Genomic DNA, 16,010 nt, shown 5'->3' with positions numbered 1-16,010 from the left:
AACCGGATTCAGATAGATGAGAGCAACGTCTTCAAGCATTCAAGGCACACTTGGACTTGCAGTGGCAATGGGGATCGGCAGGTTCTTCTATACGCCACTACTTCCCCTCATGATGGCAGCTTTAAACTGGTCAAGTTCCATCTCGTCCTGGATTGCAGTATCAAATTATCTCGGCTACCTGCTCGGATCTTTGACCCTTTCTAAAAACTGGCTACCTAAAACGAGAACTCTTTATCGCAGTTCGCTATTATTTTCAACTCTGCTGCTTGCTGCAATGGCGTTGACAGATAATCCAGGAATACATATTTTGCTTAGGTTCTTGGCCGGCGTAGCGTCTGCATTCATTTTTGTATGCATCACCCAGTTTGTTACCCAGAATGTGCAGTCCCCCTCTCTAGTTGGCTTTGTTTATGGTGGTGTTGGTTTAGGCATTACCGTTTCTGGACTAACGGTATGGTCACTAGGTCAGACCTTGGCATGGACACACTTGTGGGGTAGCGCCACCCTAATCAGTGCGTTATTTAGCATCATCGCCTGGACTTGGCCCATTGGCTCTGAAGAGAAGACTAAGGATCGCAAGGTACTGGCCAATTCTACGGAACGATCCGCTCCAGAACTTCATCAAGCTTTTCGATTACTGGATGCGGGATACTTTTTTCAAGGTTTTGGATACATTATTATTGGCACATATCTCGTTGTGCTGGCCGGCCCTGTTTTCGGCCCATCAGCAGCTGCTATCACATGGGCCGTAGCTGGCGTCGCAGCGATCCCCTCTCCCTATTTCTGGTCAGCGCTTGCAGAGCGTTTTGGCCGACGTCGTGCATTACTTTGTTGCTATACATTCCAAGTAGCTGGAGCAATTGCCGCCACTTTTGGCAATTCGACTGTTTTACTGATGGTTGCTGCCGTTCTTTTTGGTGCTACTTTCATGGGAATTACGATGCTTACTATTTCAACGGGCGTCACTTATGGAATAAACGGTGGAGCTGCACGTTTAACGACTTGGTATAGCCTAGGACAAGTCGTCGGCCCTGCGGCCATTGGAGTGCTGTTGTCAAACTCAATCCGCACATCATTTATCATTGCAACCATTGCTATCATCATCGGTATGGTGACAATTAAGGCCTCAAGATTATAATTCATATTCAGCCTCTCGGGCGCAGCATCGATTGACCCCTTCACCCGCCCGCGGCCGCTGCTACCGCCTACGATATCAGCGCAACGAAGGACTTCATCCGTGCTTGGCAACGCTGGCAACACCAGGCAGAGGCTACCTACACCTCCCGCAATTGATCGAGCGCGGGCCTCGGCAAGAACAATGTTCTCACCCGTGTAACGATCAACGGTGCCGGAACGCATCACCGCTGCTGCAGGACTCGCTACCGCAAACACCGGACCTACTTCCAGTGGAGGGACTTAAGCACCTATGACCTGCGCCGCCTCGCGCCGTGTTTAACTTGGTTGCATGCCAACCCTGACTCCAGAAAATGGGAACGGGGCGCTCCAGTAGAAGGTGTAGACGGCAAGTGGATCGGTACCCACCGCCGCTTACCCCTCACTATCAGCAAGGAGCTTAAACGCAACCGAGATGAATTTGGGGTGTATCTTCCCACGCATGCGCACCGTAAATCGGTGTTGCGTAGGTTTAGACCGAAAAGGCGCAAGATTGATGCCAATCCACGTTTGCGCACGGTGGTGTGGGCGATGGTCAAAGTGAAGCGTCCTGGGTTTAGTTCCTACCTCAGCTAAGGAAGGATTGAACTATGCCTAGAAAGTATTCCGTCGAGTTCAAGGAGAAGGCGGTCCATCAGATCATCGAAATGGTCCGCCTGGAGTCTTGCTCACTGCAACGCGCCTACACAGAGGTCGGTGAGCTGCTTGGAGTATCTCACCACACGTTGCGGGCCTGGTACCGTGACAGCGCCTCAGTACGCGATAATTCTGACGCTTCAGGCGGCGAAACAATGGAAGAAGAACTCAGGCGTCTGCGCCGCGAAAACCGCGAACTGAAACGAGCAAACGGGATTCTTAAAACTGCTTCGGCTTTTTTCGCAGCGGAACTCGACCGACCCACGACCAAATGATCTCCTACATCGACGCGTACAAAGATCAATTTGGGGTCGAGGCCATCTGCCGAGTCCTTAAACAAGCAGATCGTGGATTCATTACTTCACGCGGCTACCGCAAAGCCACCACACGTGTTCCCAGCGCAAGAGCCTTAAGCGATAGCCTGCTCATCCCAGAGATACAGCGTGTGCATGCGGAGAATTTCTCGGTCTACGGCATCCGCAAAATGTGGCACGCGATGAACCGCGAAGGCTTTCATATTGGTCGCGACAAGACCGCACGTCTGATGAAACTTGCAGGTGTTTCTGGCCGCAGACGTGGGCGAACCCCAATAACAACGGTAAGCCCGAAGACACCGGATCATCGCCCGGACCTAGTGCGCCGAAACTTCCGTGCGCAGGCACCAGGCAGGCTTTGGGTTGCCGACATTACCTACGTTCGCACCCTGTCAGGATTCGCCTACACCGCGTTTGTCGTGGATGTCTTCAGCCGAAAAATTGTTGGTGTTGCTACACGCTCGACAATGCGCACCGATGCGCTGCCCATGGAGGCATTGGAACATGCGTTAACGACTGCAGGACGAATCCATGGAAACCAACTAATTCACCACAGCGATCGGGGCAGCCAGTACGTGTCACTGAAGTATTCCACCGCGCTAGCTGAGTCAGGAATCCGCCCGAGTGTGGGAACAATCGGCGATTCTTACGACAATGCACTAGCCGAAACAGTCAACGGTCTCTACAAGGCGGAACTGATTCATGCCCAGGGCCCGTGGACGTCGGTCGGAGAAGTCGAACTGGCCACCTTGCGGTGGGTGCATTGGTGGAACACTAAGCGACTTCACGAAGCATTGGACTACGCCACCCCACAGGAAGTAGAAACCGAGTACTATCTCACCCAGCCCATCAACACAGGGCCGTAAAAGAAGCGGAACTAAACCCAGGACGCTTCAGGTTGGGTTGGGAAGAAAGGTAATCTACCACCATGCCTAGGTACTCCGAACAGTTCAAACGTGATGCTGTAGCCCTCTACGAAAACAATGAGGACCTCTCGCTTCACACGGCTTCAGCAGAGCTAGGAATCAATCGTTCTTCACTTTATTCCTGGCTTAAGCAGTACGGCACCGGCAAACGTGCCCACTCGAAAAACATGCGTGATAAAGCTCAGGCGACGACTGATTCTGAGCGGATCCGCCAGCTAGAAAACGAAAACGCAAAGCTGCGTGAAGAACGCGACATCCTGCGCAAGGCCGCGAAATATTTTGCCGAAGAGACACGCTGGTAATCCGCTTCCAGTTTGTCTATGACCACCGAACCGAGTACTCGGTTAAGCGGATGTGCCACGTGTTAAAGCTCAATCGCTCCTCGTTTTATAAGTGGGTGCAAACCCGCGAAAAACGCAGGTTAAAGATGTGTTCCGATGCCCTTATTGGTGCAAAAATCAAGACCACTTTTGATGATGAGCACGGGCTTTATGGTGCTAAACGCATCGCTGCGAGCCTCAACAGTGATACGGATTTCGGCCCGATCAATCACAAGAAGGTCGCACGCATCATGAAATCCATGGGGCTTAAAGGCTTTACCAAGCGCCGCCGATGTGTCACTACCAGGCGTAAGCCTGGTCACCGCGTCATGCCAGATTTAGTGGGCCGCAAATTCACCGCTGACAGGCCAAACCACGTCTATGTTGGCGACATTACGTACCTGCCGTGTAAGGGTGGCAAAAACATGTACCTTGCCACGGTCATCGACGTCTACTCTCGCAAACTTGTCGGTCATGCACTCGCCGATCACATGCGGGTATCGCTGGTTATCGAAGCTTTGTCTCATGCCAGAAAGGTCCGCGGAAGCCTTAAAGGGGCAATTTTCCATTCCGATCACGGCAGTGTGTACACCTCACAGGCATTTAGGGACCACTGCGCTCAGCTTGGTGTGCGTCAATCCATGGGAGCAGTGGGAACGAGTGCCGATAATGCCCTAGCAGAATCCTTTAACGCCACCTTAAAGCGTGAAGTACTGCGTGATAGGAAACTCTTTGAAAGTCCAATCAGCTGCCGCCAGGAAGTCTTCCGATGGTGCATGCGCTACAACACGCGCAGACGGCACTCCTGGTGCAACCTTCTAGCCCCCGATGACTTCGAGGCGCTTAATTCAGCTACACTGACCCAAGCAGCATAGCTAACCCCCGACGTGTCTACTTTCCGGGGGCCAGGCCCGATGAAGGTGTTGTCTGTGGGGGCATGGTTGAGGTTTATCCATCCGGCACCGGGGTGAAAGACCAGGTTGGTATCGGGGTTGGTGGTAAACGTGTTGATGGCAACACTGGTGTGGGTGTCTTCGAGTATGAGGTCGATGAGTGCTTGTGCTGCGGTGGTGGTGGTCTGGTTGGTGTAGGCGTCGATGTGGCGGGCGATGATGGTGGCGGTGGTGGGGTTGCCCGCAAATCGTGGACACGTAGTGGGGCTACCTAGTGTTTAGGCAGCTATTTCTTTTCTACTGGTGGTTAGACCAATGTGGTTTTCGAAGTCGACGGGACTGACCATTCCTAGTGCAGAGTGCCGGCGCCGACGGTTGTAAACGACTTCCATCCAGTAGGCAACGGCCTTGCGCGCGGCATCACGGGTTGGCCAACGCTTACGGTCGTAGAACTCGGTTTTAAGCGTCGACCAGAACGACTCAGCCATCGCGTTATCAAAGCACACACCAGTACGCCCCACAGACTGAGCAATGCCCAGGTTATGGCAGACTTCCCAGAGCTTCTCGCTGGTAAATTGCGTTCCGCGGTCAGCGTGGAACACCAGCCCATCAGGAACGTCACCGCGCAGTGTATATGCCATCCGCAGGGCCCGTTCGACCAGGCATGTATCTTGAACGCTATCCATCGCCCAGCCCAGCACCCTGCGGGAATGGCCGTCGCGGACCGCACACAAGTACAACCATCCCTCGCTGGTGCGTAGGTAGGTAATATCCGACATCCACACTCGGTTGAGCTCACCAGTATCAAACACGCGCTTGACCAGGTCAGGAAGACTCGACTGACGCTTAGCTTGAATCGTTGTCACCGGGACAAAGGCACGCGGTGAAATCCCTTCAATTCCCATCAGGCGCATCCGCTTAGCCACAGTCTTGCGATTCAGGGTGATCCGGTAACGCTCGGTAAGTTCTGCGGTGATCCGGGGAGCACCATAAACCTCATCGGAGTCTTTCCAGATCTGATGAATCTTGCGGTCAACGTCATCGTAAAATGTTGCACGATTATCTTTTCCGGATAGTCGTTTCTGCTGCGTATCAGCCCATTTGTAGTATCCAGACCGAGACACTTTTAATAGCCGTGCCATGCGTTTGATGCTGTAGTTTGCCTTCTCCTGCTGCATCAATTCGAACTTTTCTGCTCGCGTTGCTTCGCGGCGAAGAAGGCTGTCGCTTTTGACAAAAACTCATTATCCATCTTGGCTTCCGCCAACTCACGGCGCAGACGAGCATTCTCAGCACGAAGATCCGCCTCACTCATCCCATCCGAGGCCCCTCGGCGTTCACGCTCGAGTTTGACCCACCGGCCTAAAAGCCCGGCGGAGACGCCAATCTCCTTAGCCACATGAGCGATCGGGCGCTCTGACTCGATTACCAAGTTCGCGGCTTCACGCCGGTACTCCGGCGTGTACTTCTTGCGCTGTTGACTCACAATGAACATCCTCTCCTACGGACACAAGATCCGTACAAATAGGGTGTCCACTAAACGAGGGTAACCTCAGTGGCGCTATCGCAGGTTAGCGTTAGTGTGGTGGTGTTATCGGGGTTGTAGTTGATGCGCAGTCGTGGTTCGGGTTGTTGTTCTTTGTCTTCGGGGCGCAGGTGGGTGTCGATGAAGGTGCGGATGAAGCGGCGAAGGTCGGCGTCGGTGGGGACGGTTTGGTTGGGTGTGGTGGGGGTGAGGAAGTCTGCGAGTGCGGCGTCGATGGCTTCGAGGTGATCTGGATTGTTGTCTAGGCGGGTGAGTTCGCGGTCGATGATGCGCAGTTTGGTCAGGTCGAGTATCCAGTGCTGGCCTTGGACTTGCGTAACGAGGGGTAGTTGGCGCATGCGGAAGTGAGCGCGCAGGAAGCCTAGGAGCTTGTGGTAGGAGATGCCGAGGTCTTTGGCGAGGCTGGTGAGGCTCAGGTCGACGTCGTCGTCTAGTTGGGGGAGGATGGCGCGGTAGAGGAACCAGGAGGTTTTGCGTGTGTAGGTGCCGGCTTTGCCGATGTGGTTGCCGGGTGCGTTGGTGGTGTAGAACGCTTCCGGCACATCACCATCGTCTAGGGCCTCGGTGTCGGGGTGGTCACCTATGAGGAGGGTGTCTGGGTAGTCGAGGGTGGTATCTGGTTCGGGCGGGGCAAGTGTGGCAGTCATAAGCAGGACACTCCAGAAGAGAAGAACAGAGTTCGTATATGTTTTCTAACGAGTGCCTTCATAGTATCCCGACTGGTGGACATGTGACCCCTGTGGGGGTGTTTGTGTTCGAAAAGGGTGCCCTAAATCTGCAGGGATCCCCAGAGTCACACCACAACCGGCAGCGGGGGTAAAAGCAAAGGTTTAGGGTTGGGCGGCGTCGGCAAGCTGGTTGCGAATTTCAGGGCAGTCAGCAAACTTCCGCTGTAGGCGATCTAAAAAGTCCTCAAATAAAGCCGGCTCAGCTGCTTTCTGAACTTTCCCGAGCAACTCATACGCTTGGTCGCGACCATAGACATCTTGTGTTTCCAGCTTGTCCTCAATGAGTTGCATGAGAACGGGAACGGTCTGGTCCGGCAGGTGCGGAAGAAGTCGTTCTGCCACATTGCGTTGGAGCCCGGCGTCCGAGGCTGTCGCCCATGCTCGTTGCGGATCGCGTAGGCACTGATACTGAAACATTGCAAGATCCCAGGGCTTATCGCGCAGCCGAGCCTCGATGTGCTCCACTGCGCTATCCCCCACCGCCGCAAAAAGACCTTTCGCTCTCGAAAGCGTTGGAAACGCGTCGAATACTCGCTCATTGACGTAAGGGCTGCGGTGAGGAAAGTGGACGTCGGTAATCGCGGCCCAACCACCAGCAATGTTGAACGTTTCCTCAGCGGGGAGGATTCGCATCGCTTCTTCCGAGTACGTGTAAGCAAGGTCGAACCGGCCGATCTGGTTGCGTCCCCTAACGTGGTGTATCTGTAGCCCGCGGTAAGTCTTGTGCCGGTGTGCATGAAGGCGACCATCGCGGGTACCTTTCGAATCAACTCTTACCTATCCTCGAAAGGAAGTACCCTGCGATGGCCGCTGACCCTCATCATATCGATCCGACCGCGTATCTCGAAGAGCTACTGACTCAAGCGTCCCCAGATTTGATGCGCCAAATGCTCACTGACTTCATCAACCAGATTCTTTCCGCCCAAGCAGACACCGTCTGCGGGGCTGATTACGCCACCGTGTCAGCCGAGCGCACCAACACACGTAATGGCTACCGTCATCGCCAACTTGATACCCGAGTCGGCAGCATTGATGTGGCAATCCCGAAGCTACGCACCGGCGCATTTTTCCCTGACTGGCTGCTAGAGCGCCGCAGCCGCACCGAACGTGCCCTGACCACAGTCATCGCCACCTGCTACCTGAAAGGAGTCTCCACTCGCAGGATGAACGACCTGGTGGCCACCCTTGGGATCAACAACTTGTCGAAGTCTCAGGTCAGCCAGATGGCCAAAGAACTCGATGACATGGTCGATGACTTCCGCACCCGCCGGCTTGACCAAGGCCCCTACCACTTTGTCTCCTGCGACGCGCTGACAATGAAGGTGCGGGAAGGCGGACGTGTCGTAAAGACCAGCGTGTTGCTGGCCACAGGTGTCAACGCTGACGGCTACCGAGAGCTTTTGGGCATGCAGGTTGCCACCGCGGAATCTACCGCGTCGTGGACCGGGTTCTTTCGGGACCTCATCGCCCGTGGCCTGACCGGGGTATTCCTCGTTACTAGTGATGCCCATCTTGGTATTCAAGCAGCCGTGGGTGACTGCCTGCCGCAGGCTAGTTGGCAGCGGTGTCGAACACACTTCGCGAAGAACCTCTCGGCCCAGGTTCCCAAAACCCAATGGCCGACTCTGTCAGCGATGTTTCACACAATCTTTCAGCAACCCGATGCCGCTAGTGTGTGGGCCCAAGCTCGTGAGGTTATTGAATTCTGCCAGCAGAAATTCCCTCACGTTGCCACCTACCTCGAGGAGTGTCTCGACGAGCTGTTGGCGTTTACCGCTGCGCCGAGAGCGGTGTGGACCAAAATCTGGTCGAATAACCCCACTGAACGGCTCAATAGGGAGATCCGCCGGCGTACCGATGTCGTAGGAATCTTCCCAAACCGAGACGCTGTTGTGCGCCTTGTTGGGGCGGTTTTGGCCGAACAGCACGATGACTGGATCCAACAGAAGCGTTATATGTCACTGACCAGCCTGGCACAGACCAAAGAGATCATCGCCGCTGGGGTCATCGACGAGGACCGCGACAACAACCAGGAGATCGCCGCGTGAATACCCTCACCCCTTATCCCCGAGATGGCCCCTAAACCACCGCCATGAAACTAACCCCAGATTCGAAAACAGATACACCACTACCCAGGACTTGACCGCCGATCTCCGAAAGCCCGCTAATGAGCTGCTCGTATCCGTCCGTGTGGGTACGAAATACCTCCTCGACAGAACCGGAAAGCACCGCTAACCGACGACCGACATACTCACCCTGCGCACGCTCGCGCAGCTCTTTGAGGCCTTCAGGTCCTAAAGCCTCCGCGTACTGTACGGGGTCGATATCAACCTGCTCCGCATACGGCGACTCGAGAACGCCCAACAGCCACTCGGCTAAGCGCAGCCCGTCAACCTGGGCCAATTGGGCGGCCTGAGGTAGTTCCTGAGCCAAGCGCCCCGCGCACCAGATCACGGCCCTAACTGGATCATTAACCAGCGGCAACTGTAGCAGAACCTCTTCTAGCGCCCGTTGCGCGACCGGAAAGATATCGCAAGGCTCTATTGACTTGACGCCTTCGCTGGTCAGGTGTTGAGGCTCATCAATTGCCACATTCAAAAGCACACCCGCCTGCCACACCTGGTCGGCGTACGCCCGTGAATCGTCGGGGTCAGTCAGATTCAAACCTGAGGGGTTTACAAGGGTGTTGGTTGCTTCGACAAGCGTCTGCACTACTTCAGGCTTTCCTTCAAATCCGCGTGAAAATCCATCAGCGTTTCCGTGAGCTCCCATATCTGGTTACGCTCCTCCTCAAACATGCGGTCAACGAGGAAATCCACGCCGACCAAATCATCCGGAGGCAAGCTATCCAATTAAGCCAGGAGCTTATCGACGCCTTCGAGTCCAAGAATTCCTTGCTCAACCTGGTCCGCCACATAAGAAATTTGCTTTTGGTCCATGGTGAGGAGAATAGCAAAACATAAAAAGAAGGAGACGGTGGTTTACCGTTTCCTTCCCTGTTGTTTCATTATGGAGTTTTGTTTTGTTGTTTGGTGTCGGCGGTGACTTACTCTCCCACAACCTCCCGGTTGCAGTACCATCAGCGTGTGCAGGCTTAGCTTCCGGGTTCGGAATGGGACCGGGCGTTTCCCTGCAGCTATTGACCACCGACAAACATACGAAGCACATACCCTTACTTTTTGGGTGCCCACCTGGGGTGGGTGTTGTGTCAGATACTGCATAGTGGACGCGGTCACGACAGTGACTGTTTCTTCTTCTTTTATTCTTTTTGCCAGTACACGTAGTGTGTTGGTGTTTGTTGTGGTCAATTAGTACCAGTAGCCTTCACACCTTACAGTGCTTCCAGGTCTGGCCTATCTACCCTATCGTCTTTAGGGGACCTTAACGAAACCTCATCTTAAAACAGGCTTCCCGCTTAGATGCTTTCAGCGGTTATCCCTTCCGTACGTAGCCAACCAGCGATACCCCTGGCGGGATAACTGGCACACTAGAGGTACGTCCGTCCCGGTCCTCTCGTACTAGGGACAGCTTTCTTCAAGTTTCAACGCGCGCGGCGGATAGAGACCGAACTGTCTCACGACGTTCTGAACCCAGCTCGCGTGCCGCTTTAATGGGCGAACAGCCCAACCCTTGGGACCTACTCCAGCCCCAGGATGCGACGAGCCGACATCGAGGTGCCAAACCATCCCGTCGATATGGACTCTTGGGGAAGATCAGCCTGTTATCCCCGGGGTACCTTTTATCCGTTGAGCGACACCACATCCACAAGTAGGTGCCGGATCACTAGTCCCGACTTTCGTCCCTGCTCGACATGTCTGTCTCACAGTCAAGCTCCCTTGTGCACTTACACTCACCACCTGATTGCCAACCAGGCTGAGGGAACCTTTGGGCGCCTCCGTTACATTTTGGGAGGCAACCGCCCCAGTTAAACTACCCACCAGGCACTGTCCCCAACCCAGATCATGGGCCAAGGTTAGATGCTCAATCCGATCAGAGTGGTATTTCAACAACGACTCCACCACCACTAGCGTGACGGCTTCATAGTCTCCCACCTATCCTACACAAACCGAACCAAACACCAATACCAAGCTATAGTGAAGGTCCCGGGGTCTTTTCGTCCTGCCGCGCGTAACGAGCATCTTTACTCGTAGTGCAATTTCACCGGGCCTGTGGTTGAGACAGCAGAGAAGTCGTTACGCCATTCGTGCAGGTCGGAACTTACCCGACAAGGAATTTCGCTACCTTAGGATGGTTATAGTTACCACCGCCGTTTACTGGGGCTTAAATTCTCAGCTTCGCAGTCAAAGACTACTAACCGGTCCTCTTAACCTTCCAGCACCGGGCAGGCGTCAGTCCATATACATCAACTTAACGTCTTCGCATGGACCTGTGTTTTTGATAAACAGTCGCTTCCCTCTATTCTCTGCGACCCCACAACGCTTAACACCGCAAGGATGCTCACGTCGTGGGGCCCCCCTTCTCCCGAAGTTACGGGGGCATTTTGCCGAATTCCTTAACCACAGTTCACCCGAACGCCTTAGTATTTTCAACCTGACTACCTGTGTCGGTTTAGGGTACGGGCCATACACACACATCGCTAGAGGCTTTTCTCGACAGTACAGGATCACCACCATCAACCCTAAAGGGTCTACGCATCACGTCTCAACCACATGTGTGGCGGATTTGCCTACCACACGATCTACACGCTTACACCACCAATCCAATAAGTGGCGTGGCTACCTCACTGCGTCACCCCATCACTTGAACCACACATCAGGCCCCACGACATCAACACCACCAGACTTCAAAGAAGACCAGTAGTGCATCCGCGGTGGTTAGTATCAGTGCTTCATCATGGGCGCGCATGTACGGGTACCAGAATATCAACTGGTTATCCATCGACTACGCCTGTCGGCCTCGCCTTAGGTCCCGACTCACCCTGGGAAGACGAACTTGACCCAGGAACCCTTAGTCATCCGGCGGATAGGATTCTCACCTATCAATTCGTTACTCATGCCTGCATTCTCACTCGCACACAGTCCACGCCTCCTTACGGTAACGCTTCAACCCATGCACGACGCTCCCCTACCCAAACAAAATGTTTGCCGCGGCTTCGGCGGTGTACTTGAGCCCCACTACATTGTCGGCGCAGAACCACTCGACCAGTGAGCTATTACGCACTCTTTCAAGGATGGCTGCTTCTAAGCCAACCTCCTGGCTGTCTTCGCGATCCCACATCCTTTTCCACTTAGTACACCCTTAGGGGCCTTAACCGGCGATCTGGGCTGTTTCCCTCTCGACTATGAAGCTTATCCCCCACAGTCTCACTGCCGTACAACACAATTAGTGGCATTCGGAGTTTGGCTGACATTGCTAAGATTGTAGTCCCGCTCAACCAACCAGTCGCTCTACCTCCACCAAGCTATAATACGACGCTGCACCTAAATGCATTTCGGGGAGAACCAGCTATCACGGAGTTTGATTGGCCTTTCACCCCTACCCACAGCTCATCCCCGCAGTTTTCAACCTACGTGGGTTCGCGCCTCCACAACCTCTTACAGCTGCTTCACACTGGCCATGGGTAGATCACCCCGCTTCGGGTCCAGGACATGCCACTATACACCCCATTAGGATTCGGTTTCCCTACGGCTACCCCACACGGGTTAACCTCGCGACATGCCGCTGACTCGCAGGCTCATTCTTCAAAAGGCACGCCATCACACACAAACGGTGCTCTGACGGATTGTAAGCACATGGTTTCAGGAACTATTTCACTCCCCTCCCGGGGTACTTTTCACCATTCCCTCACGGTACTCATACACTATCGGTCACACTGAGTATTTAGGCTTACCGGGTGGTCCCGGCAGATTCACAGCAGATTCCACGAGCCCGCTGCTACTCGGGCAACCCAACAACCCACATGCCATTGTCTTCAACTACAGGACTCTCACCTTCTCCGGCAGGCCATTCCAAACCACTTCACCTAACAACAACACACGAGCACGATGATGGTAGTCACCGTAAATTGGGGCCCACAACACCGCACACACAACCCCTACCAGGTATCACATGCACACGGTTTAGCCTCATCCACGTTCGTTCGCCACTACTAGCAGAATCATTATTATTTTCTCCTCCTACGGGTACTGAGATGTTTCACTTCCCCGCGTAAACCCCCACAACAGCTATGAATTCACTGAAGGGTAACCCCACATAACCAGGGCCAGGTTTCCCCATTCGGACATCCTCGGATCAACGCTCAATTGACAACTCCCCGAGGCTTAACGCAGCCTTTCACGTCCTTCATCGGCTCAGCATGCCAAGGCATCCACCATGCGCCCTTAATAACGAACACACAAACCACCACACACACAAACATGCGGGTGGCCACACAAGTGAACTTGACAAAAAATTGATTAAAGAAAAAAGAAATCACACAAACACACACAAACAAACCACAAAAAAGCAATCCATCTGGTGTGTTTAATGCTCGCGTCCACTATACAGTTCTCACACAACACCCCAACCACACCCCACCAACACATTAAGTGTCAACAAGAATAATGGTCAGGCACACAAAAAGGGGGATAATGCCCCAGACACCCAACAATGCACCAACATACAAACAACTTACTTTTTTAAACTGTGCACGGCTTATGTATCACAAAGCGCCATTCAAACACTTGGCCTTGTCTTATCAGGTGTGTGTTCCACCCGGACAATTTTTACTAAACAAAAGGGTTGGCAGCATGACACTCGCATACTCAACCAACCAAGGGTGCAACTGCACCCAATCAAAATAAAAGCTCCTTAGAAAGGAGGTGATCCACCCGCACCTTCCGGTACGGGTACCTTGTTACGACTTCGTCCCAATCGCCGATCCCACCTTCGACGGCTCCCTAACAAGTTTGGGCCACCGGCTTCGGGTGTTACCAACTTTCATGACGTGACGGGCGGTGTGTACAAGGCCCGGGAACGTATTCACCGCAGCATTGCTGATCTGCGATTACTAGCGACTCCGACTTCATGGGGTCGAGTTGCAGACCCCAATCCGAACTAAGGCCGGCTTTCAGCGATTCGCTCCACCTCACAGTGTCGCTGCGCGTTGTACCGACCATTGTAGCATGTGTGAAGCCCTGGACATAAGGGGCATGATGATTTGACGTCATCCCCACCTTCCTCCGAGTTGACCCCGGCAGTCTCTCATGAGTCCCCAACCAAATGCTGGCAACATAAGACAAGGGTTGCGCTCGTTGCGGGACTTAACCCAACATCTCACGACACGAGCTGACGACAACCATGCACCACCTGTACACCAGCCACAAAGGGAAAGACTATCTCTAGCCCGATCCGGTGTATGTCAAGCCCAGGTAAGGTTCTTCGCGTTGCATCGAATTAATCCACATGCTCCGCCGCTTGTGCGGGCCCCCGTCAATTCCTTTGAGTTTTAGCCTTGCGGCCGTACTCCCCAGGCGGGGCGCTTAATGCGTTAGCTACGGCACGAAAGTCGTGAAAAGACCCTCACACCTAGCGCCCACCGTTTACGGCATGGACTACCAGGGTATCTAATCCTGTTCGCTACCCATGCTTTCGCTCCTCAGCGTCAGTAACTGCCCAGTAACCTGCCTTCGCCATCGGTGTTCCTCCTGATATCTGCGCATTTCACCGCTACACCAGGAATTCCAGTTACCCCTACAGTACTCAAGTTATGCCCGTATCGCCTGCACGCCCGGAGTTAAGCCCCGGAATTTCACAGACGACGCGACAAACCACCTACGAGCCCTTTACGCCCAGTAATTCCGGACAACGCTCGCACCCTACGTATTACCGCGGCTGCTGGCACGTAGTTAGCCGGTGCTTCTTATCTAGGTACCGTCACAAAAAGCTTCGTCCCTAGCGAAAGGAGTTTACAACCCGAAGGCCGTCATCCCCCACGCGGCGTCGCTGCATCAGGCTTGCGCCCATTGTGCAATATTCCCCACTGCTGCCTCCCGTAGGAGTCTGGGCCGTATCTCAGTCCCAATGTGGCCGTCCACCCTCTCAGGCCGGCTACCCGTCGCCGCCTTGGTAGGCCATTACCCCACCAACAAGCTGATAGGCCGCGAGCTCATCCTACACCGAAAAAACTTTCCAACCATCACACTAAAAATGGCTCCTATCCGGTATTAGACCCAGTTTCCCAGGCTTATCCCGAAGTGCAGGGCAGATCACCCACGTGTTACTCACCCGTTCGCCACTCGAGTACCCTGCAAGCAGGGCCTTTCCGTTCGACTTGCATGTGTTAAGCACGCCGCCAGCGTTCGTCCTGAGCCAGGATCAAACTCTCCACAAAAAATTTCAGAACAAATCCGAAACAGGCCGTGAAAAGCCCGAAACCCAACAAAAGAACAAACCACCACAAACCACAAAAGCCTGTGCTGGCGTCCAAAAAATTACTACAAAGAAAAAATACAGTTCCCTCAACCCGACGGGGTCAAAAATAAGGAAACCAAAAAAGTTGAACACAATCACATGCCAACCAATCCATCTCAATGCAGCCGAAACACCAAACAGCATTCAAAAAGGTACGCGTTTCACATACCCAACCGGCACACACCAACCAACAAACCACCTAGGTCTATTGGCAGACAAACCAATCAACACACAACCATGCACACAAAAAATAAAAAGTACATTGGCACACTATTGAGTTCTCAAACATCATCACCACACAACAAGAAAATTAACTTTCCGTTAACCTCTCGTTGGCGGCTCGTACAAACTTACTCAACTCAATGAACCCTGTCAAATCCTTGAACAAAGTCCGTACGAAATTCGCTCAAAAGTAACCAACCGGCTACCTCGCGGCGACTTGGATTAATGTAGTCCAACCCCACCAACAATGACAAATCCCCAGCACAGTCCGGATTTCCCGCACCACATGCCAGAGCAACTCCGCGCCCGAAGGCAGGATTCGGTGGGCAACTTAAGCTATATAGAAAGCCCCCAACTCCACTGCGAGACTGCCTCCTCTCAGTGCCGCAGGAGAGGGTTCGCAGATCTAAAAGCCATTGCATGGAAAAGGCCCCCGATTTCTCGGGGGCCTACCGGTGGAGCTGCCGGGAATTGAACCCGGGTCCTTCGTCACCTTGCCAGGGCTTCTCCGTGCGCAGTCCGCACAGAATCTCTGCTCGGCCCTCCGGATCGGGCGAACACGTCCGGATGATGGGCCCAGTCACCAGTAAGAGTCCCGACTGGTCCTGATGACCCGGCCAGCCGGCTAGTTCCTTAGTCGATGCCAGGTTCTAGGTCAGGAACGAAACCTAGGCTGACAGACACGCGTCGCTGTAATTAGGCAGCGAGGGCGTAGTCACGCTGAGAGTTCTTCTCTGCGTTTATTGGTTGCTACGACGCTTATACGGTGGTCGTTAGCCTGCACCGGCACGCTTCCCCTGGCGCAGTGCACGAAGTCGAAACCAAATCAACCCCATGCTG

Annotated in this window: 11 protein-coding genes, 3 rRNA genes, 1 other RNA gene and 1 pseudogene; 7 read left to right on the top strand and 9 right to left on the bottom strand. The window is 53.8% G+C overall.

The features are described 5' to 3' along the window. The first annotated feature begins 16 nt into the window (after positions 1-16). The 6 genes and pseudogenes from ACKFRX_RS04105 to ACKFRX_RS04080 all read left to right on the top strand — a co-directional run bounded on the left by ACKFRX_RS04105 (position 17) and on the right by ACKFRX_RS04080 (position 4,537). Positions 17-1,138: a YbfB/YjiJ family MFS transporter gene (locus tag ACKFRX_RS04105; RefSeq protein ID WP_200436333.1), complete on the top strand. Its 1,122-nt coding sequence runs from the start codon at positions 17-19 to the stop codon at positions 1,136-1,138. Positions 1,139-1,185: 47 nt separating this feature from the next. Then, a pseudogene (locus tag ACKFRX_RS04100) lies at positions 1,186-1,293 on the top strand (hypothetical protein); the annotation flags it as partial. Positions 1,294-1,338: 45 nt separating this feature from the next. After that, on the top strand, positions 1,339-1,749 hold the full coding sequence (locus ACKFRX_RS04095; protein WP_408920072.1) for a DUF3322 domain-containing protein: 411 nt from the start codon (positions 1,339-1,341) through the stop codon (positions 1,747-1,749). 14 nt (positions 1,750-1,763) lie between these two features. Next, positions 1,764-2,989, top strand: a protein-coding gene (locus ACKFRX_RS04090; RefSeq protein WP_100619247.1) for an IS3 family transposase whose coding sequence is annotated in 2 segments (ribosomal slippage) — positions 1,764-2,043 and positions 2,043-2,989 — 1,227 coding nt in all. Because the reading frame shifts where the segments join, the coding sequence is not laid out codon by codon here. A gap of 62 nt (positions 2,990-3,051) precedes the next feature. Then, positions 3,052-4,244, top strand: a protein-coding gene (locus ACKFRX_RS04085; protein ID WP_156794336.1) for an IS3 family transposase whose coding sequence is annotated in 2 segments (ribosomal slippage) — positions 3,052-3,334 and positions 3,334-4,244 — 1,194 coding nt in all. Because the reading frame shifts where the segments join, the coding sequence is not laid out codon by codon here. Positions 4,245-4,306: 62 nt separating this feature from the next. Next, the gene (locus ACKFRX_RS04080; RefSeq protein WP_408919101.1) at positions 4,307-4,537 is read left to right on the top strand and encodes a hypothetical protein; all 231 of its coding nucleotides are present in this window, start codon (positions 4,307-4,309) and stop codon (positions 4,535-4,537) included. Between the two features lie 3 nt (positions 4,538-4,540). On the opposite strand, the gene ACKFRX_RS04075 is transcribed toward ACKFRX_RS04080, so the two are convergent. The 3 genes from ACKFRX_RS04075 to ACKFRX_RS04065 form a co-directional block, all read right to left on the bottom strand. Next, positions 4,541-5,757, bottom strand: a protein-coding gene (locus ACKFRX_RS04075; RefSeq protein ID WP_408920301.1) for an IS3 family transposase whose coding sequence is annotated in 2 segments (ribosomal slippage) — positions 4,541-5,496 and positions 5,496-5,757 — 1,218 coding nt in all. Because the reading frame shifts where the segments join, the coding sequence is not laid out codon by codon here. Positions 5,758-5,798: 41 nt separating this feature from the next. Continuing rightward, the gene (locus ACKFRX_RS04070) at positions 5,799-6,455 is read right to left on the bottom strand and encodes a hypothetical protein (RefSeq protein ID WP_234447506.1); all 657 of its coding nucleotides are present in this window, start codon (positions 6,453-6,455) and stop codon (positions 5,799-5,801) included. Between the two features lie 183 nt (positions 6,456-6,638). Beyond that, a complete protein-coding gene (locus ACKFRX_RS04065; protein WP_408919103.1) occupies positions 6,639-7,169 on the bottom strand; it encodes a hypothetical protein in 531 nt (176 codons plus the stop codon). A 170-nt stretch (positions 7,170-7,339) separates the two neighbouring features. On the opposite strand from ACKFRX_RS04065, the gene ACKFRX_RS04060 reads away from it, so the two are divergent. Continuing rightward, complete coding sequence (locus ACKFRX_RS04060; protein ID WP_049377104.1) at positions 7,340-8,584, top strand: IS256 family transposase; 1,245 nt, start codon at positions 7,340-7,342, stop codon at positions 8,582-8,584. 31 nt (positions 8,585-8,615) lie between these two features. Here the strand turns inward: ACKFRX_RS04060 and ACKFRX_RS04055 are convergent, their stop codons facing one another. The 6 genes from ACKFRX_RS04055 to ssrA all read right to left on the bottom strand — a co-directional run bounded on the left by ACKFRX_RS04055 (position 8,616) and on the right by ssrA (position 16,004). Next, a complete protein-coding gene (locus ACKFRX_RS04055; RefSeq protein ID WP_408928160.1) occupies positions 8,616-9,248 on the bottom strand; it encodes a hypothetical protein in 633 nt (210 codons plus the stop codon). Beyond that, positions 9,248-9,388: a hypothetical protein gene (locus tag ACKFRX_RS04050; protein ID WP_408928159.1), complete on the bottom strand. Its 141-nt coding sequence runs from the start codon at positions 9,386-9,388 to the stop codon at positions 9,248-9,250. Before ACKFRX_RS04050 ends, ACKFRX_RS04055 begins: the two co-directional genes overlap by 1 nt. 181 nt (positions 9,389-9,569) lie before the next feature. Further along, positions 9,570-9,687: ribosomal RNA gene (gene rrf / locus ACKFRX_RS04045) — 5S ribosomal RNA — on the bottom strand. A 138-nt stretch (positions 9,688-9,825) separates the two neighbouring features. Beyond that, positions 9,826-12,891: ribosomal RNA gene (locus ACKFRX_RS04040) — 23S ribosomal RNA — on the bottom strand. 459 nt (positions 12,892-13,350) lie between these two features. Then, positions 13,351-14,868: ribosomal RNA gene (locus ACKFRX_RS04035) — 16S ribosomal RNA — on the bottom strand. The 16S, 23S and 5S rRNA genes sit together here, the layout of an rRNA operon. 755 nt (positions 14,869-15,623) lie before the next feature. Further along, positions 15,624-16,004: a transfer-messenger RNA gene (ssrA, locus tag ACKFRX_RS04030) on the bottom strand. Positions 16,005-16,010 lie beyond the last annotated feature (6 nt).

Origin of the sequence: Corynebacterium tuberculostearicum (assembly GCF_046097465.1) — a bacterium.
Lineage (GTDB): Bacteria > Actinomycetota > Actinomycetes > Mycobacteriales > Mycobacteriaceae > Corynebacterium > Corynebacterium tuberculostearicum_I.
This window is presented reverse-complemented; position numbering and strand designations above follow the sequence as displayed.